General features: G+C 52.1%; 15 protein-coding genes. 11 read left to right on the forward strand and 4 right to left on the reverse strand.

What is annotated here, in order from left to right; genetic code table 11:
- The first annotated feature begins 60 nt into the window (after positions 1-60).
- The 8 genes from J4614_RS01500 (at position 61) to J4614_RS01535 (ending at position 8,782) form a co-directional block, all read left to right on the forward strand.
- On the forward strand, positions 61-1,137 hold the full coding sequence (locus J4614_RS01500) for a zinc-binding dehydrogenase (protein ID WP_208293031.1): 1,077 nt from the start codon (positions 61-63) through the stop codon (positions 1,135-1,137).
- 26 nt (positions 1,138-1,163) lie between these two features.
- Entirely contained in the window at positions 1,164-2,543 is a 1,380-nt protein-coding gene (locus J4614_RS01505) for an MFS transporter (RefSeq protein WP_208293032.1), read from the forward strand.
- A 10-nt stretch (positions 2,544-2,553) separates the two neighbouring features.
- Positions 2,554-3,597, forward strand: coding sequence for an NAD(P)-dependent alcohol dehydrogenase (locus tag J4614_RS01510; protein ID WP_208293033.1), 1,044 nt, complete (start codon positions 2,554-2,556; stop codon positions 3,595-3,597).
- Positions 3,598-3,618: 21 nt separating this feature from the next.
- Entirely contained in the window at positions 3,619-4,455 is an 837-nt protein-coding gene (locus J4614_RS01515; RefSeq protein ID WP_000878870.1) for a ketose-bisphosphate aldolase, read from the forward strand.
- A gap of 4 nt (positions 4,456-4,459) precedes the next feature.
- Positions 4,460-5,407, forward strand: a complete 948-nt coding sequence (locus J4614_RS01520) for a sugar kinase (protein ID WP_023136858.1) — start codon at positions 4,460-4,462, stop codon at positions 5,405-5,407.
- A 9-nt stretch (positions 5,408-5,416) separates the two neighbouring features.
- On the forward strand, positions 5,417-6,400 hold the full coding sequence (locus tag J4614_RS01525) for an aldo/keto reductase (protein WP_208293034.1): 984 nt from the start codon (positions 5,417-5,419) through the stop codon (positions 6,398-6,400).
- A 129-nt stretch (positions 6,401-6,529) separates the two neighbouring features.
- Positions 6,530-7,288 carry a DeoR/GlpR family DNA-binding transcription regulator gene (locus tag J4614_RS01530; RefSeq protein WP_000719104.1) on the forward strand — a complete coding sequence of 253 codons (759 nt, stop codon included), beginning with the start codon at positions 6,530-6,532 and terminating at the stop codon, positions 7,286-7,288.
- Between the two features lie 135 nt (positions 7,289-7,423).
- A complete protein-coding gene (locus J4614_RS01535; protein WP_208293035.1) occupies positions 7,424-8,782 on the forward strand; it encodes an MFS transporter in 1,359 nt (452 codons plus the stop codon).
- A gap of 102 nt (positions 8,783-8,884) precedes the next feature.
- Here the strand turns inward: J4614_RS01535 and pncA are convergent, their stop codons facing one another.
- From pncA to sppA, 3 genes are all read right to left on the reverse strand, one after another.
- Positions 8,885-9,541 carry a bifunctional nicotinamidase/pyrazinamidase gene (gene pncA, locus J4614_RS01540; RefSeq protein ID WP_208293036.1) on the reverse strand — a complete coding sequence of 219 codons (657 nt, stop codon included), beginning with the start codon at positions 9,539-9,541 and terminating at the stop codon, positions 8,885-8,887.
- Positions 9,542-9,567: 26 nt separating this feature from the next.
- Positions 9,568-10,584 (reverse strand): asparaginase, encoded by a 1,017-nt coding sequence (gene ansA, locus J4614_RS01545; protein WP_001170136.1) that lies wholly within the window; start codon positions 10,582-10,584, stop codon positions 9,568-9,570.
- Between the two features lie 95 nt (positions 10,585-10,679).
- Complete coding sequence (gene sppA / locus J4614_RS01550) at positions 10,680-12,536, reverse strand: signal peptide peptidase SppA (RefSeq protein ID WP_001259864.1); 1,857 nt, start codon at positions 12,534-12,536, stop codon at positions 10,680-10,682.
- A 173-nt stretch (positions 12,537-12,709) separates the two neighbouring features.
- On the opposite strand from sppA, the gene J4614_RS01555 reads away from it, so the two are divergent.
- The 3 genes from J4614_RS01555 (at position 12,710) to topB (ending at position 16,376) form a co-directional block, all read left to right on the forward strand.
- Complete coding sequence (locus tag J4614_RS01555) at positions 12,710-13,261, forward strand: NAD(P)H nitroreductase (protein WP_208293037.1); 552 nt, start codon at positions 12,710-12,712, stop codon at positions 13,259-13,261.
- 117 nt (positions 13,262-13,378) lie between these two features.
- Positions 13,379-14,422 (forward strand): selenide, water dikinase SelD, encoded by a 1,044-nt coding sequence (gene selD, locus J4614_RS01560; RefSeq protein WP_001294888.1) that lies wholly within the window; start codon positions 13,379-13,381, stop codon positions 14,420-14,422.
- Positions 14,423-14,426: 4 nt separating this feature from the next.
- A complete protein-coding gene (gene topB / locus J4614_RS01565; protein WP_001235863.1) occupies positions 14,427-16,376 on the forward strand; it encodes a DNA topoisomerase III in 1,950 nt (649 codons plus the stop codon).
- Positions 16,377-16,405: 29 nt separating this feature from the next.
- On the opposite strand, the gene gdhA is transcribed toward topB, so the two are convergent.
- Positions 16,406-17,749, reverse strand: a complete 1,344-nt coding sequence (gdhA, locus tag J4614_RS01570) for an NADP-specific glutamate dehydrogenase (RefSeq protein ID WP_000372865.1) — start codon at positions 17,747-17,749, stop codon at positions 16,406-16,408.
- Between the last annotated feature and the right edge of the window lie 188 nt (positions 17,750-17,937).

Consider the following 17,937-nt stretch of genomic DNA (forward strand, 5'->3'; position numbering starts at 1 on the left):
AAAGATTTTATGGATAAGTATGATGAGCATTGATGCACACCAAACACAAAGGAAGATGCAATGAAAGCACTGGCGAGATTTGGCAAGGCCTTTGGCGGCTACAAAATGATTGATGTCCCGGAGCCGGTATGCGGTCCGGAAGACGTGATTATCGAAATCAAAGCGGCGGCGATCTGCGGCGCGGATATGAAGCACTATAACGTTGATAGCGGGTCCGACGAATTTAACTCCGTTCGCGGTCATGAATTCGCCGGACGTATCGCGCGGGTGGGCGAAAAAGTGAAATACTGGAAAGTCGGCCAGCGCGTGGTTTCTGACAACAGCGGACACGTTTGCGGCGTTTGCCCTGCCTGTGAACAAGGCGATTTTCTGTGTTGTACAGAAAAAGTGAATCTGGGTCTGGATAACAACACCTGGGGCGGTGGATTCTCCAAATACTGCCTGGTTCCGGGAGAAATCCTGAAAATCCATCGCCATGCCCTGTGGGAGATCCCGGAAGGCGTGGATTACGAGGAAGCCGCAGTTCTGGACCCTATCTGCAACGCCTATAAATCTATCGCCCAGCAATCCAAATTTTTACCCGGCCAGGACGTGGTAGTCATCGGCACCGGTCCGTTAGGTCTGTTTTCGGTCCAAATGGCCCGCATTATGGGGGCGGTAAATATCGTGGTGGTTGGTCTGGATGAGGATGTTCCTGTCCGTTTCCCTGTGGCCAAAGAACTCGGCGCGACGGCGTTTGTTAACGGCTCCACGGAAGATGTCGTCGCACGCTGCCGGGAGATTTGCGGCAAAGACAACCTCGGTCTGGTGATCGAATGCTCCGGTGCCAACATTGCGCTTAAACAGGCCATCGACATGCTACGGCCAAATGGTGAAGTGGTTCGCGTCGGTATGGGATTTAAGCCGCTCGATTTCTCCATCAACGACATTACTTCCTGGAACAAAAGCATCATTGGGCATATGGCCTATGACTCCACATCCTGGCGCAATGCGATTCGCCTGCTTGCCAGCGGCGCTATCAAAGTAAAACCGATGATCACCCATCGTATCGGTCTTTCTCAGTGGCGCGAAGGGTTTGACGCAATGGTCGATAAGACAGCCATTAAAGTGATCATGACCTACGACTTTGATGAATAACCCTTCTGCTAAAGGAACGTTATCGCATGGAACAGATAACAAAACCGCACTGCGGCGCCCGGCTGGATCGCCTGCCGGATTGCCGCTGGCATTCATCAATGTTTGCCGTCGTCGCCTTTGGTCTGCTTGTTTGCTGGAGTAATGCCGTCGGCGGATTAATTCTTGCCCAGCTCAAGGAGTTAGGCTGGACCGATAATTCCACGACAGCCACCTTCTCCGCCATTACCACAGCGGGGATGTTTCTCGGCGCGCTGGTGGGCGGCATTATCGGCGATAAAACCGGGCGCAGGAACGCCTTTATTCTTTATGAGGCAATCCATATCGCCGCGATGGTGGTTGGCGCATTCTCACCGAATATGAGCTTTCTGATCGCCTGTCGTTTTGTGATGGGCGTGGGATTAGGGGCACTACTGGTCACCCTGTTTGCTGGTTTTACCGAATATATGCCGGGCAGAAATCGGGGAACCTGGTCGAGTCGTGTTTCGTTTATTGGCAACTGGTCATATCCATTGTGTTCCCTGATTGCAATGGGGCTGACGCCGCTAATTAGCGCGGAATGGAACTGGCGCGTGCAGTTACTGATCCCGGCTGTACTGTCGCTGATTGCTACCGCGCTTGCCTGGCGATACTTCCCTGAATCTCCCCGCTGGCTGGAATCGCGCGGGCGTTATCAGGAAGCCGAAAAGGTCATGCAGGCCATTGAAGCAGGCATCGAACGTCAGACAGGAAAACCGCTGCCGCCGGTTGTTATTGAAAGCAGCGGCAAGCCTCCGCGTTCCGTACCTTATTCAGCGTTGCTCACTGGCGTATTACTGAAACGCGTTATTTTGGGTTCCTGCGTGCTGATTGCCATGAACGTTGTGCAATACACGTTAATTAACTGGCTGCCCACCATCTTTATGACGCAGGGCATCAACCTCAAAGATTCGATCGTTTTAAATACCATGAGTATGTTCGGCGCACCGTTTGGCATATTTATCGCTATGCTGGTAATGGATAAAATTCCGCGCAAAACCATGGGTGTCGGTTTATTAATTCTGATTGCCGTGCTGGGATATATTTATTCACTGCAAACCAGCATGTTGCTTATCACCTTAATTGGCTTTTTCCTGATTACCTTTGTCTATATGTATGTCTGTTATGCCTCGGCGGTCTATGTGCCGGAGATCTGGCCAACAGAAGCGAAACTTCGCGGTTCCGGCCTGGCGAACGCTGTCGGCAGAATCAGCGGTATCGCTGCCCCCTATGCAGTGGCGGTATTACTCAACGGCTATGGCGTGACGGGCGTTTTCGTCCTGCTGGGCGCTGTCTCGATTATCGTCGCTGTTGCAATAGCGACTATCGGAATCGAGACCAGGGGTGTTTCGGTCGAAAGTCTGGGCATTGATAAGGTCACGAGTAAATAAAGGAATAAAAATGAAAAATTCAAAAGCGATATTAAAAACGCCTGGCACCATGACAATTATGGCGGCTGATATTCCAGTACCAAAAGAAAACGAAGTATTGATCAAAGTGGAATATGTCGGTATTTGCGGTTCAGATGTTCACGGTTTTGAATCCGGGCCATTCATTCCGCCGAAGGTTCCAAATCAGGAAATTGGTCTCGGTCATGAGTGTGCCGGAACGGTCATTGCGGTCGGCAAGCGGGTAAGCAAATTTAAGCCAGGCGATCGGGTTAATATCGAGCCGGGCGTGCCGTGCGGCCACTGCCGCTATTGTCTGGAAGGAAAATACAATATTTGTCCGGATGTTGATTTTATGGCGACGCAGCCGAATTATCGCGGGGCCTTAACTCACTATCTGTGCCATCCGGAAAGTTTTACGTACAAGCTTCCGGACAATATGGACACTATGGAAGGTGCGCTGGTGGAACCTGCTGCTGTTGGAATGCACGCGGCAATGCTGGCGGATGTTAAACCGGGTAAGAAAATCGTCATTCTCGGCGCGGGCTGCATTGGTTTAATGACCCTGCAAGCGTGTAAGTGTCTGGGGGCGACCAATATCGCGGTAGTAGATGTACTGGAAAAACGGCTGGCAATGGCTGAACGACTGGGAGCGACAACCGTTATCAATGGGGCGAAAGAAGATACTGTCTCGCGCTGCCAGCAGTTCACCGACGATATGGGCGCCGATATTGTGTTTGAAACCGCCGGTTCCGCCGTCACAACTCAGCAAGCGCCGTATCTGGTCATGCGCGGCGGGAAGATCATGATTGTCGGCACTGTCGCGGGAGATTCAGCAATTAATTTCCTCAAAATTAACCGTGAAGTCTCCATCCAGACGGTATTCCGCTATGCCAACCGCTATCCGGTGACTATTGATGCCATCTCCTCCGGGCGTTTCGATGTGAAATCAATGGTGACGCATATTTACGATTACAAAGACGTACAACGTGCATTTGAAGAGTCGGTGAATAACAAACGCGACATTATTAAAGGCGTTATTAAAGTTTGCGATTAATAAAAAACGGGAGAAACAGCGATGTTGGCAGATATAAAATATTGGGAAAATGATGCACAAAATAAACATTACGCGATTGCGCACTTTAACGTGTGGAATGCGGAAATGTTGATGGGAGTGATTGATGCGGCGGAAGAGGCAAATTCGCCGGTTATTATCTCCTTTGGTACCGGATTTGTGGGCAATACTTCATTTGAAGACTTCTCTCATATGATGGTTTCCATGGCTAAAAAAGCCTCTGTGCCGGTAATTACCCACTGGGATCATGGACGTAGCATGGACATTATCCATAATGCCTGGACGCACGGCATGAACTCGCTGATGCGTGACGCTTCATCCTTTGACTTTGAAGAAAATATTCGCCTGACCAAAGAAGCCGTTGATTTCTTTCATCCGCTGGGTATTCCGGTAGAGGCGGAGTTAGGGCACGTAGGGAACGAAACGGTGTATGAAGAGGCGTTGGCGGGGTATCACTATACCGACCCGGATCAGGCGGCGGAATTTGTAGCACGCACCGGTTGTGACTCGCTGGCGGTCGCCATCGGCAACCAGCATGGCGTGTACACCTCTGAACCAAAACTGAATTTTGAGGTCGTGGAGCGCGTGCGCCAGGCAGTTTCCGTACCGCTAGTGTTACACGGCGCTTCCGGTATTAGCGACGCGGATATCAAAAAAGCCATTTCGCTGGGCATCTCGAAAATCAATATCCACACCGAACTGTGTCAGGCCGCGATGGTAGCGGTAAAAGAGAATCAGGATCAGCCGTTCCTGCATCTGGAACGCGAAGTACGCAAAGCGGTAAAAGCCCGCGCGCTGGAAAAAATCAAACTGTTTGGTTCAGATGGTAAAGCGGAATGATGATATGGACGAAATCGAAGTTCTTTGCATAGGGGCGGCCATTGTTGACATTCCTTTGCAACCGGTTAGTAAAAATATCTTTGATGTCGATTCGTATCCATTAGAACGAATTGCCATGACCACAGGGGGAGATGCGATTAATGAAGCCACGATTATTTCGCGTCTCGGGCATCGCACTGCGCTAATGAGTCGCGTTGGCGACGATGCGGCAGGATATTTTATTCTCGACCACTGTCGGAAGGAGAATATCGATATTCAGAGCCTGAAGCAGGATGCTGATATTGATACCTCAATTAATGTTGGGCTGGTGACTGATGATGGTGAGCGCACCTTTGTCACTAACCGTAACGGCAGCCTGTGGAAGCTAAATATTAACGATGTCGATTTTGACCGTTTTTCTCAGGCCAGGCTGTTATCACTGGCAAGTATCTTTAACAGCCCGCTGCTGGATGGCAAAGCATTAACGGCTATTTTTACGCAGGCGAAAGCGCATCAACTGATTATCTGCGCTGACATGATCAAACCGCGGCTGAATGAAACTCTGGACGATATTCGCGAAGCGCTAAGTTTTGTCGATTATCTGTTTCCTAATATTGATGAAGCCAAAAAACTGACCGGGAAAGAGACGCTGGATGATATTGCCGATTGTTTTTTGCAATGTGGCGTAAAAACGGTGGTGATTAAAACTGGCAAGAAAGGCTGCTTTATCAAACGTGCCGATATAAAAATGGAAGTGCCTGCGGTGTCAGGCATTACCGCCATCGACACTATTGGCGCCGGCGATAATTTTGCATCGGGATTTATCGCCGCGCTGCTGGAGGGAAAAACGCTGCGTGAATGCGCACGGTTCGCCAATGCGACGGCCGCGATATCGGTACTCAGCGTGGGCGCCACAACGGGCGTGAAAAACAGAATGCTAGTGGAACAACTCCTGAATGAATACGAAGGGTAATAGCGGCAGATGAAAATGATACCTTTAGGTAATACAGATATAGCGCTTTCCCGTATGGGACTCGGCACCTGGGCTATCGGCGGCGGTCCGGCATGGAATGGCAACCTCGATATGCAGGTCTGCATCGATACTATCGTTGAGGCGCACCGTTGCGGTATTAACCTGATTGATACGGCGCCGGGCTATAACTTTGGCAATAGCGAAGTGATTGTCGGCCAGGCGCTGAAGAAATTACCGCGTAACGAGATGGTGGTGGAGACCAAATGCGGGATCGTCTGGGAGCGGGAAGGGAGTCTGTTCAATAAAGTCGGCGATCGCCAGCTCTATAAAAATCTTTCTCCGGACTCTATTCGTAAAGAAGTCGATGCCAGTCTCCAGCGACTAGGGATTGATTATATCGATATCTATATGACCCACTGGCAGTCGGTACCGCCGTTTTTTACGCCGATTGCGGAAACCGTTGGCGTGCTCAATGAGCTGAAAGCAGCGGGGAAAATCCGTTCTATCGGGGCGGCCAATGTAGATGTCAGCCATATCCGCGAATACCTTAAACATGGCGAGCTGGACATCATACAGGCGAAATACAGCATTCTTGACCGGGCGCTGGAAACGGAGCTGCTGCCGCTATGCCGCGAGCACGGCATCGTGGTACAGGTTTATTCGCCACTGGAGCAGGGATTGTTAACCGGCACCATTACCCGTGACTATGTTCCCGGCGGGGCGCGAGCGAATAAACTCTGGTTCCAGCGTGAGAATATGTTGCGGGTCATTGATATGCTGGAGCAGTGGCAGCCATTGTGTGACAAATACCATTGCTCTGTCCCGACGTTGGCTCTGGCGTGGATATTGCGACAAAGCGAACTGATTTCGATACTTAGCGGCGCCACGTCGCCGGAGCAGGTACGAGAGAATATCGCTGCGCTGTCCATCACCTTAACAGATGACGATGCGTTATTGATGAGACAAATGGCGGAAGCACTGGACAATCCATAAGCAATACATTACACCTCTTTTTTGGCGAAATGCAGATAAAATCTGTTATTCAAACGGCTTATTTTGAAAGTAAACATAGTCTGTGAGATACTCAACGTTTATCATGACGTCGAAAACAGAGGTGTAATCGTGGCGGCGAAAGACAGGATTCAGGCGATCAAACAGATGGTCGCTAATGATAAAAAAGTAACAGTCTCTAACTTGAGTTCAATTTTTCAGGTAACCGAAGAGACAATTCGACGCGATCTGGAAAAACTCGAAGATGAAGGCTTTTTGACTCGAACTTATGGCGGTGCGGTATTAAATTCGGCAGTGCTGGCTGACAATATCCATTTTTATAAGCGTGCAAAATCGTTCTATGAAGAGAAGCAAATTATAGCCCGTAATACGCTTCCGTTTATTAAAAACAAAACAACGATGGCCGCCGATTCCAGCAGTACGGTAATGGAATTGCTAAAACTTCTGAAAGACCGAAATGATCTTACTTTGTTAACTAATTCAGCGGAAGCTTTCCATGAACTGGCGCAATCGGACATTAATCTTGTTTCTACGGGCGGTGAGTTAAATAAAAATACGCTATCGCTGCAGGGGCGTATCACTAAAGAAATAATCAGCCGTTATCATGTTGATATTATGGTAATGAGTTGTAAAGGGCTGGATATGGCGAGCGGGGCGCTTGATTCTAACGAGGCGGAAGCTGAAATCAAAAAAACGATGATTCGCCAGGCCACAGAGGTGGCGTTATTGGTGGACCACTCAAAATTTGATCGTAAAGCGTTCGTGCGGTTGGTCGATTTTAGTCATATCCATTACCTGATAACGAATAAAACGCCAGGTGATGAATGGATCGCATTTTGCGATAAAAATAATATCCAGCTTGTCTATTAATCGATAGATTATCCTTGCCTGGATTGTTTTCGCCTGGACTATGCCAAAAAAAACGGCAGATGATAGCAAGTGCGGCAAATACCCCTTTGCCGCGAGACAATAATTTATTATTTTGCTGCGTTAGAGGCCATCCAGATGGAAGACAATGATCATATCGGCGCCAGACTAGACCGCTTACCTTTATCCCGGTTTCATTTTCGTATTTTTGGAATAATTAGTTTTGGCCTGCTATTAACGGGGTTTTTGAGTTATTCAGGAAATGTGGTTCTGGCCAAATTGATAAACAATGGCTGGTCGAATAATTATCTTAATGCCGCGTTCACATCGGCACTGATGCTTGGCTATTTTATTGGTTCGCTTACCGGCGGTTTTATTGGGGATTACCTGGGGCGTCGAAAAGCGTTTCGCATTAATTTGTTGCTTGTGGGCATCTCCGCAACGGCTGCCGCATTTGTTCCCAATATGTACTGGCTGATTTTCTTTCGTTGTCTGATGGGGACAGGCATGGGGGCATTGATTATGGTTGGATATGCTTCTTTTACCGAGTTTATCCCTCCCGTTGTACGAGGAAAATGGTCCGCGCGTCTCTCTTTTGTAGGGAACTGGTCACCGCTGCTGTCTGCGGGGATTGGCGTAGTGGTCATTGCGTTTTTAAGCTGGCGGATGATGTTTCTTCTTGGCGGGATCGGGATGTTGCTGGCGTGGTCTCTTTCAGGAAAGTACTTTATCGAATCACCCAGGTGGTTAGCAGGTAAAGGGCGGCAACGCGAGGCTGAACAGCAGCTTCTCATGATTGAATCGCAAATAGAAAAAGAAAAAAGTATTATTTTGCAGCCGCATCAGGAAAGCAATAAATCCATGGAATCGCGCTTTGAAAACGGTACATTCTGGCTATTATTCAAAGGACAAATGCTGCGGCGCACGTTAGTGGCGATCACTGTATTGATTGCGATGAACATTTCGCTTTATACCATTACGGTATGGATCCCGACAATTTTTGTTAATTCAGGAATTGATGTTACAAAATCCATTTTCATGACCGCCATCATTATGATTGGCGCGCCGGTGGGCATATTTATCGCTGCGCTCATTATTGACCATTTCCCCAGACGGTTATTTGGTTCGCTGTTGCTTATCGTTATTGCGGTAGTAGGATATTTTTACTCAATACAGACTGAGGAATGGGCCATTCTGGTTTATGGACTGGTAATGATTTCCTTTCTGTATATGTACGTCTGCTTCGCCTCGGCGGTTTACGTTCCCGAATTATGGCCTACGCACCTTAGATTACGTGGATCGGGTTTTGTGAATGCGGTAGGGCGGATCGTCGCTGTCTTTACCCCCTACGGTGTGGCGGTTTTGCTGACCCGCTATGGATCTGTCACCGTTTTTGTTGTGCTGGGTATGCTGCTGGCGGCGTGCGCGCTGATATTATTTTGTTTTGGCATTGAAACGAGAAGAGTTTCGTTAGAAGCGCTCTCCAGCCTGCGTTGAGCTTTGCCTGGTAGCGATGCTGGCGTGACGTATCCGGCCCAAAGATCTATGCAATGGTCTCACCGTTGCGTGATGTAGTGACCGGATACGATACCTGCTCCGCTACCTGGCGACAGCCTGGCCCTGCGTCTCTTCCCAGTCTGCCAGCGTATACAGCGTCGCGCCTGCCGCCGCCATCTCCATAAACGCGTGTGCGCTATCCTGCGGGTGAATATTCACGCCGCGACAGCCATCGGTGATAACGTTAACGGCATAGCCCAACTTTAGCGCATCCAGCACCGTAAATTTTACGCAGTAATCGGTCGCCAACCCCATCACGATAAGCTCGGTAACGTCATGCTCGCGAAGCCAGGTATCAAGGGTAGTTTTCTGCCGATGTTCGTTGTCAAAAAACGCGCTGTAGCTATCAATCAGCGGGTTTTCACCCTTATAGATGCAGGCGTCAATCGCATGTTGGTTAAGCAGGGGATGTAACGCCGCGCCGTCGGTATGTTGAACGCAGTGATCCGGCCAGAGCGTTTGCGGCAGCCCGTCCAGCTTTCCCTGACTATAGGGTTCCGCCTGATGCTGGCTGGCGAAGCTGCCATGCTGCGCGGGATGCCAGTCCTGGCTGGCCAGCACCGGAATCTGCCGGGGCTGGCACCAGTCAATAAGAGCGTTGGCGATGTCGATGGTGCTGTCGCCTTCCGCTACAGCCAGCGCGCCGCCGGCGCAAAAGTCATTTTGCAAGTCGACCAGTAATAAGGCCCGGTTTGTCATTATCTTCTCCTTGTCGTCGGGATTTTTTAATCATCCGGCGTCAATTCACCACGCAAGTTTTGCGCCATCGCGCTACGAATCGCCTGAGTGTCCAGACCCTGGCTTAACAAATAATGCAGTTTGGTTAAGGTGGCTTCGACGGTCATATCGGCACCGCCAATCACGCCAGCGTGCGCCAGCGCATTACCGGTAGCGTACCCGCCCATATTGACTCGCCCTGACATGCATTGGGTCAGGTTAACCACCACGATGCCGCGCGAACTGGCCTCTTTCAGCTCCTGTAAAAACGCTTTATTTTGCGGCGCGTTGCCTACGCCATAAGAGCGCAGAATCAGCGCTTTTACCGGCTGACGCAGAAAGTTACGTACTACCTCGGCGGAAATCCCCGGATAAATGGTCACTACGCCTATTGGCTGCGGTGTAATAGGGTGAACGATTAATTCACCAGAACCGTAGGGCGCGGGAGGCGTATTTAAACGGCGAATGTGAATTCCTGCTTCCAGCAAGGGCGGCAGATTAGGAGAGGCAAAAGCGTCAAAACCATCCGCATGGGCTTTGGTCGTGCGATTGCCGCGGAACAGACGATTATTAAAAAACAGCGTTACTTCATTAACAGGATAGTTGGCGGCGACATAAAGCGCATTCAGCAAATTAATTTGCCCGTCGGAGCGCAGCTCAGCCAGCGGAATTTGTGACCCTGTCACAATAACCGGTTTACCCAGATTTTCCAGCATGAAAGAGAGCGCCGATGCGGTAAACGCCATCGTGTCGGTGCCGTGCAGAATAACAAAACCGTCATACTCATCGTAGTGCGCTTTGATATCTGCAGCGATATGCTGCCAGTCTTCCGGCGTCATATCTGATGAATCCATCAGCGGGGCATATTCATGGATGGTAAAATCCGGCATCTCCGGGCGGTGGAATTCCGGCATCAGCGCCAGCTGGCGCTGAAGGTGCCCGGACACCGGGATATACCCTTTATCTGAGCGCTGCATACCGATAGTACCGCCGGTATAGGCAACGTAAATTGATTTCTTTTGCATGATAATGTTCAGTCGTGTCGCGAAGGACGTATTAATGATTATCGGATGGCGGCTATGAGCAGACGCCGCCATCCGGTATGGCTATTGATGAAGCATTAGCGAACGTTCGCGCAAGTCAAACAGAACGCATAACGGTTTTGCGGATCGTTAAATGCCGCCAGTTTATCCCCCTCGGCCTTCACCGTGTTGGCGGCGGAAACGAGCGGCGCCGGGAGCATCGCCTGAATGGCCTCCGGCAGCATGGCGCGTACTGATCCGGTCATACTGTCCATGACCATATCAAGGACCGTCGGTTCGTCCTGATAGTAATCAAGATGCCACTGTTTCAGTTTCGCCAGCTCCGCCGCTTTGGCGACGGCGTCGTCAAAGTCGCCGAGACTGTCCACCAGACCATTGGCTTTCGCGTCTTCTCCGGTCCAGACATGGCCCTGTGCGATTTTATCAATCTGCTCCGGCGTACGTTTACGCGCGTCTGCCACCAGCGTAATAAAGCGTTTGTAGCCGTACTCAATACTGAGTTGCATCATCTGCTGCACTTCCGGTGACAGCGCTTTGGTCATCGAAATATCCGCCAGCGGCGAGGTGGAAACGCCGTCGCTGTGTACGCCAATCGACGACAGGCTGTTTTCTACCGTATTGATGACGCCGAAGATGCCAATTGAACCCGTCAGCGTGCTGGGGCTGGCCACGATATAGTTTGCCGGCGTAGAGATCCAGTAACCGCCGGAGGCCGCCATGCCGCCCATTGAGACCACCACCGGTTTGCCGGCCGCTCTTGCCGCCGCCAGTTCGGCGCGGATAACTTCGGAGGCGTTGACGCTCCCGCCTGGGCTATTGACGCGCAGCACAATCGCTTTCACTTTAGGATCAAGACGTGCGTCGCGGATCTGCGATGCCGTAGTGTCGCCGCCGACATTCCCTGGCGTTTCTTCGCCATCCATAATCGCGCCATTGGCGAAAATAACCGCAATAGTACCGCCGGTATCCGCAGGCGTTTTCAGCGAATAATCGTAATAACTGATCGCGCGATAGTTATTTTCGGTTTTACTCCAGCCAAACTGCTTCGTCAGCGCTTTTTCAACATCTGCGCTGGAGGCGAGGGCGTCCACCAGTTTATGGTCGAGCGCATATTTGGCGGTGTCACCGCCCACGCTGGTTAACCCGTCGATAATAGCCTGGGCGCCGGGGAAGAGTTGTTGCGGCGAAATCTGGCGATTGGCGGAAACGGTATGCAGGTAGTTCTGCCACAGTTCGCCTATCCAGCGGTTGTCGGCCTCGCGGGCGGCGGGCGACATATCGTCGCGGATAAACGGCTCGACGGCGGATTTATAGGTGCCGACCCGGAAAACGTGGGTAGAGACTTTCAGCTTATCCAGCAGCGTTTTGTAGTACAGGCCATTCGTAGCGAAGCCGTGAAGATCTACCTGACCCTGTGGGGAAAGCCAAATTTTATTGGCGAAACTGGCGAGGTAATACTGACCCTGGCTGTAGTTTTCACCCACGGCAAAAATCGGTTTGCCGCTGTCGCGGAATTCGCGCAGCGCTTTACCGATATAGCGCATTGACGGCTGATCGGCGCCGGTGAAGTTTTTCAGATCCAGAACGATACCAGTGATGTTACGGTCATCTTTCGCCTGACGAATAGCGTTGACGATGTCAAACAGGGAGTTTTCCTGCAGACGGTCGGAGCTGGCGCCAAATAACTGGCGACCCAGCGCGCCCAGACGGTGATTGGTGGAGGGTTTATCCACAATGACGCCGGAAATATCCAGCAGCAGAGCGCCGCGCGCGGTTTGCTCACTGTTGCTGCCGTTACCGATCTGCATCCAGATCCCAACGCCCACCAGAACCAAAAAAATAAAGAACAGGTTGAGTACCATTTCACGGACGAAGTTCAACACTCGCCACGTCCATTTAAAAAATCCGGCAATAAATCGCCACAGGGTTCGCATGTATTCTCCCTATCTGAGTAACAACGCTTATACCTTGGTGAGGATAAAGCATTAAGATGTGGCTATCGTAATGACCCATCAGGCAGTTGTCAGCAGGAATCACTGCCTGCGCTGTAACAAAATCCGCTCTCGTGTTAATTTTGTGAATAAATATCATTGCTGGAGTTAATCAAATGGATGCACTAGAACTGCTGGTCAACCGTCGTAGCGCCTCTCGTCTCGCAGAACCGGCGCCTGTCGGAGAGCAATTACAGAACATTCTGCGGTCGGGAATGCGTGTTCCCGATCATAAATCTCTACAGCCGTGGCGTTTTTTTGTGATTGAAGGAGAGGGGCGCGACCGCTTCAGCGCCGTGCTTGAACAAGGCGCTGTCGCTGCCGGGGGCGATGAGAAAGCGATCGAAAAAGCGCGTAATGCGCCGTTTCGCGCGCCGCTGATCATTACCGTGGTGGCGAAATGCGAAGAAAACCATAAGGTTCCGGTGTGGGAACAGGAGATGTCTGCCGGATGTGCGGTAATGGCGATGCAAATGGCGGCGATTGCGCAAGGGTTTAATGGTATCTGGCGTAGCGGTGCATTAACGGAGAGCGCTATCGTGCGGGAAGCCTTTGAGTGCCGCCCTCAGGATAAAATTGTTGGTTTTCTCTATCTCGGCACGCCGCAGCTCAAAGCGTCAACGACGATCAGTACCCCCGACCCCACGCCGTTTGTGCGTTATTTCTGACGCTGAGGGATAAAACTGTCTGGATTCTGAGCAAAGGCGCGGTAATTCAGACAGTGATACTTACCACATCAGGGAATGAGCGCTACCATAGCGCGAATGCAATGACAGGAGATGTCCATGAGCGAGCAAGCCATTCGTTTAACGCAATACAGCCACGGCGCTGGTTGCGGTTGTAAAATTTCCCCTAAAGTGCTGGAGACTATCCTGCATAGCGAGCAGGCGAAGTTCGTCGACCCGAACCTGCTGGTGGGTAATGAAACCCGCGATGATGCGGCGGTTTACGATCTGGGTAATGGCACCAGTATTATCAGCACCACCGACTTCTTTATGCCGATAGTCGACAACCCGTTCGATTTTGGCCGCATTGCGGCAACAAACGCCATCAGCGATATTTTTGCGATGGGCGGCAAACCGATTATGGCGATCGCGATCCTTGGCTGGCCGATTAATACCCTGTCGCCCGATATTGCGCGTGAAGTGACCGAGGGGGGGCGCTTTGCCTGCCGTCAGGCCGGTATCGCGCTGGCGGGCGGACACTCTATTGACGCCCCGGAGCCGATCTTTGGTCTCGCGGTCACAGGCGTAGTGCCGACCGAACGGGTGAAGAAAAACAGTACCGCGCAGGCGGGATGCAAACTCTTTCTGACCAAACCGTTGGGGATTGGCGTGTTGACCACCGCCGAAAAAAAATCGCTGCTTAAGCCTGAACATCAGGGGCTGGCGACGGAAGTCATGTGTCGGATGAACATTGCTGGCGCGGCGTTTGCCAATATCGACGGCGTAAAAGCTATGACTGACGTTACCGGTTTTGGCCTGCTGGGGCACCTGAGCGAGATGTGCCAGGGCGCAGGTGTGCAGGCGCTGCTTTGCTATCAGGACATCCCTAAACTGCCGGGCGTGGAAGAGTATATTGCTCTGGGCGCCGTACCGGGCGGCACAGAGCGCAACTTCGCCAGCTATGGTCATCTGATGGGCGACATGTCGCGTGAAGTTCGTAGCCTGCTGTGCGATCCGCAAACGTCAGGCGGTCTGTTGTTGGCGGTAACGCCGGACGCCGAAGACGATGTTAAAGCCACCGCGGCGGAATTTGGTATCGATCTGACCGCGATTGGCGAACTGGTCGAGGCCCGTGGCGGTCGCGCTATGGTTGAGATTCGTTAACCTGATGCGGTTGTTTATTGCCGAAAAACCGAGTCTGGGGCGCGCCATTGCGGATGTGCTGCCAAAACCGCACCGTAAAGGCGATGGTTTTATTGAGTGCGGAAACGGGCAGGTCGTCACCTGGTGTATTGGTCATTTGCTGGAACAGGCGCAGCCGGATGCGTATGACAGCCGTTATGCGCGCTGGAATCTGGCTGACCTGCCTATCGTGCCGGAAAAATGGCAGCTTCAGCCTCGTCCTTCCGTCACCAAACAGCTCAATGTGATTAAGCGCTTTTTGCATCAAGCCGGTGAAATTATTCACGCCGGCGACCCGGATCGCGAAGGACAGCTTCTGGTTGATGAAGTGCTGGATTATCTCCAGCTTCCTGCCGAAAAGCGCCAGCAGGTACGGCGTTGTCTGATAAACGACCTTAACCCGCAGGCGGTCGAGCGTGCTATTGACAGGCTGCGGGCGAACAGCGACTTCGTGCCGCTGTGCGTCTCCGCGCTGGCGCGAGCGCGAGCGGACTGGCTGTATGGCATTAATATGACCCGCGCTTACACGATCCTGGGCCGTAATGCCGGCTATCAGGGTGTGTTATCCGTGGGACGCGTACAGACGCCGGTACTGGGGCTGGTGGTGCGGCGAGATGAAGAGATTGAGAACTTCGTCGCCAAAGACTTCTTTGAAGTGAAGGCGCACATCGTTACGCCTGCCGACGAGCGTTTTACCGCTATCTGGCAGCCGAGCGAGGCGTGCGAACCTTATCAGGATGAAGAGGGGCGCTTGCTTCATCGTCCGCTGGCGGAGCATGTGGTGAACCGAATCAACGGTCAGCCCGCGCTGGTAACCAGTTATAATGATAAACGGGAATCAGAATCCGCGCCGCTGCCGTTTTCGCTCTCGACGCTACAGATTGAAGCCGCCAAACGCTTTGGCCTGAGTGCGCAAAACGTGCTTGATATTTGTCAGAAGCTCTATGAAACCCACAAACTGATTACCTATCCGCGTTCCGACTGCCGTTATCTGCCGGAAGAACACTTTGCCGGACGGCAGGCGGTCATGAACGCGATTAGCGTCCACGCCCCGGATTTACTGCCGCAGCCTGTGGTTAATCCTGATACGCGCAATCGCTGCTGGGATGACAAAAAAGTGGATGCGCACCACGCGATTATCCCGACGGCGCGCAGTTCTTCTGTCCATCTGACGGAAAACGAAGCGAAAGTGTACACCCTGATTGCGCGTCAGTATCTGATGCAGTTCTGCCCGGACGCGGTGTTTCGTAAATGCGTTATTGAACTGGAAATCGCCAAAGGAAAATTTGTCGCCAAAGCGCGTTTTCTGGCGGAGGCCGGTTGGCGGACGTTACTGGGCAGTAAAGAGCGCGACGAGGAAAACGACGGTACGCCGCTGCCGGTTGTCGCCAAAGGTGATGAGTTGCTGTGTGAAAAGGGGGAAGTGGTCGAACGCCAAACCCAGCCGCCGCGTCATTTCACCGATGCGACATTGCTTTCCGCGATGACCGGAATTGCCCGCTTCGTGCAGGATAAAGATCTGAAAAAGATCCTGCGCGCGACCGATGGGCTGGGGACGGAAGCCACGCGCGCCGGGATTATCGAACTGCTGTTCAAACGTAGCTTCCTGACCAAAAAAGGGCGCTACATTCATTCTACCGATGCTGGCAAAGCGTTAATACATTCGCTGCCGGAAATGGCGGCCCGTCCAGATATGACCGCGCACTGGGAATCTGTTTTGACGCAAATCAGCGAAAAGCAGTGCCGTTATCAGGATTTTATGCAACCGCTGGTCGGCACGTTATATCAGCTGATCGATCAGGCTAAGCGCACGCCGGTGAAGCGCTTCAGAGGGATAGTCGCGCCAGGCGGTGGAGAAAAGAAAAAGAGCGCGCCGCGTAAGCGAGCGGGCAAAAAAAGCCCGCCTGCTGAGGAGACAGGCCGTCAGACCGAATAAGCGTAAAGCCATCTGGCCTGACGACGGGATTAAATGACGCCCTGCGCCAGCATGGCGTCGGCGACTTTCACGAAACCGGCGATGTTGGCGCCCTGAACGTAGTTGGTATGCTTATTATCGCCGCCGTACTCGACACAGGCGTGGTGGATATCCAGCATAATGTGATGCAGACGGGCATCCACTTTCTCGGCTTTCCAGCTCAACCGCGCGGCGTTCTGCGCCATTTCCAGCCCTGATGTCGCCACGCCGCCCGCGTTGGCGGCTTTACCCGGCGCAAACAGTACGCCCGCCTCAAGGAAGAGATCGGTCGCTTCAATCGTGGTTGGCATATTTGCCCCTTCCGCCACGGCTTTTACGCCATTGGCAATCAGTACGCGCGCGGCGTCAACGTCCAGTTCGTTCTGCGTCGCGCATGGCAGGGCGATATCCACCGGTACGCTCCAGGGCTGCTGGCCTTCCAGATAGGTTAAGCCAAACTCACGGGCGTAGTCAGCGACGCGACCGTCACGGCTGGCTTTAATTTCACACAGACGCGCCAGCTTCTCTGGCGTGAAGCCACTTTCATCGACCACCGTCCCGCTCGAATCCGACGCGGTAACCACGCGCGCGCCAAAGGCCATCGCTTTCTCAATGGCGTATTGCGCTACGTTGCCGGAGCCGGACACGGCGACGCGCATCCCTTCGAAACCGAGACCATGACGTTTAAGCATTGCTTCGGTAAAGTAGACCAGGCCATAGCCCGTCGCCTCCGGGCGAATCAGGCTGCCGCCGAAGGAAAGCCCTTTGCCGGTGAAGACGCAGGCGCTGTTATTGGAAAGCTTGCGCATCATTCCCGCCATAAAGCCCACTTCGCGCCCGCCCACGCCGATATCCCCGGCAGGCACGTCGGTATCCGGCCCTAAATGGCGATACAGTTCAGTCATTAGCGCCTGGCAGAAACGCATCACTTCGCCTTCGCTTTTCCCTTTCGGATCGAAATCGCTGCCGCCTTTACCGCCGCCCATCGGCAACGTGGTGAGGGCATTTTTAAAGGTTTGCTCAAAGCCGAGGAACTTAAGGATGGAAAGGTTTACCGAAGGATGGAAGCGCATACCGCCTTTATAGGGGCCGATAGCAGAGTTGAACTGCACGCGCCAGGCGCGATTTACCTGCACCTGGTTTTTGTCGTCCAGCCACACTACGCGAAACTGAATTACGCGCTCTGGTTCAACCAAACGTTCCAGTAAAGACATGTGGCGGTAACGGGGGTTTTGTTCAAGAAACGGCCACAGGGTGGTCATGACTTCACGGACGGCTTGCGCGAACTCGGTTTGATGCGGGTCGCGCTTTTGTACATGGTTGAGGAACGATTCCAGAGAACATGTCTGATCCATAGATATAAAAACCTCTTATATATTAATGTGGTTGTATTTGCGTTTTATCAGAATATGTATTTGCAGTTTTCGACTATACCATCAGCAATGTGACGGTAAGCAAGAAAAAAATGACGCTGCTAAGTAAATTCATAACGGGGCGAGGGTCATAACTAAAAGCGATGACAAAAGAGGATTAAAGTTTTCAC

Origin of the sequence: Salmonella sp. 32031103-2018-00083-FB-01-SM-01, assembly GCF_017571995.1 — a bacterium.
Lineage (GTDB): Bacteria > Pseudomonadota > Gammaproteobacteria > Enterobacterales > Enterobacteriaceae > Salmonella > Salmonella enterica.

Coding starts and splice junctions, on each gene's coding strand:
- sppA (WP_001259864.1), bottom strand. CDS start 12,536: ATGCGAACCCTGTGGCGATTTATTGCCGGATTTTTTAAATGGACGTGG.
- ansA (WP_001170136.1), bottom strand. CDS start 10,584: ATGCAAAAGAAATCAATTTACGTTGCCTATACCGGCGGTACTATCGGT.
- gdhA (WP_000372865.1), bottom strand. CDS start 17,749: ATGGATCAGACATGTTCTCTGGAATCGTTCCTCAACCATGTACAAAAG.
- J4614_RS01505 (WP_208293032.1), top strand. CDS start 1,164: ATGGAACAGATAACAAAACCGCACTGCGGCGCCCGGCTGGATCGCCTG.
- J4614_RS01525 (WP_208293034.1), top strand. CDS start 5,417: ATGAAAATGATACCTTTAGGTAATACAGATATAGCGCTTTCCCGTATG.
- J4614_RS01500 (WP_208293031.1), top strand. CDS start 61: ATGAAAGCACTGGCGAGATTTGGCAAGGCCTTTGGCGGCTACAAAATG.
- J4614_RS01535 (WP_208293035.1), top strand. CDS start 7,424: ATGGAAGACAATGATCATATCGGCGCCAGACTAGACCGCTTACCTTTA.
- pncA (WP_208293036.1), bottom strand. CDS start 9,541: ATGACAAACCGGGCCTTATTACTGGTCGACTTGCAAAATGACTTTTGC.
- topB (WP_001235863.1), top strand. CDS start 14,427: ATGCGGTTGTTTATTGCCGAAAAACCGAGTCTGGGGCGCGCCATTGCG.
- J4614_RS01520 (WP_023136858.1), top strand. CDS start 4,460: ATGGACGAAATCGAAGTTCTTTGCATAGGGGCGGCCATTGTTGACATT.
- selD (WP_001294888.1), top strand. CDS start 13,379: ATGAGCGAGCAAGCCATTCGTTTAACGCAATACAGCCACGGCGCTGGT.
- J4614_RS01510 (WP_208293033.1), top strand. CDS start 2,554: ATGAAAAATTCAAAAGCGATATTAAAAACGCCTGGCACCATGACAATT.
- J4614_RS01515 (WP_000878870.1), top strand. CDS start 3,619: ATGTTGGCAGATATAAAATATTGGGAAAATGATGCACAAAATAAACAT.
- J4614_RS01555 (WP_208293037.1), top strand. CDS start 12,710: ATGGATGCACTAGAACTGCTGGTCAACCGTCGTAGCGCCTCTCGTCTC.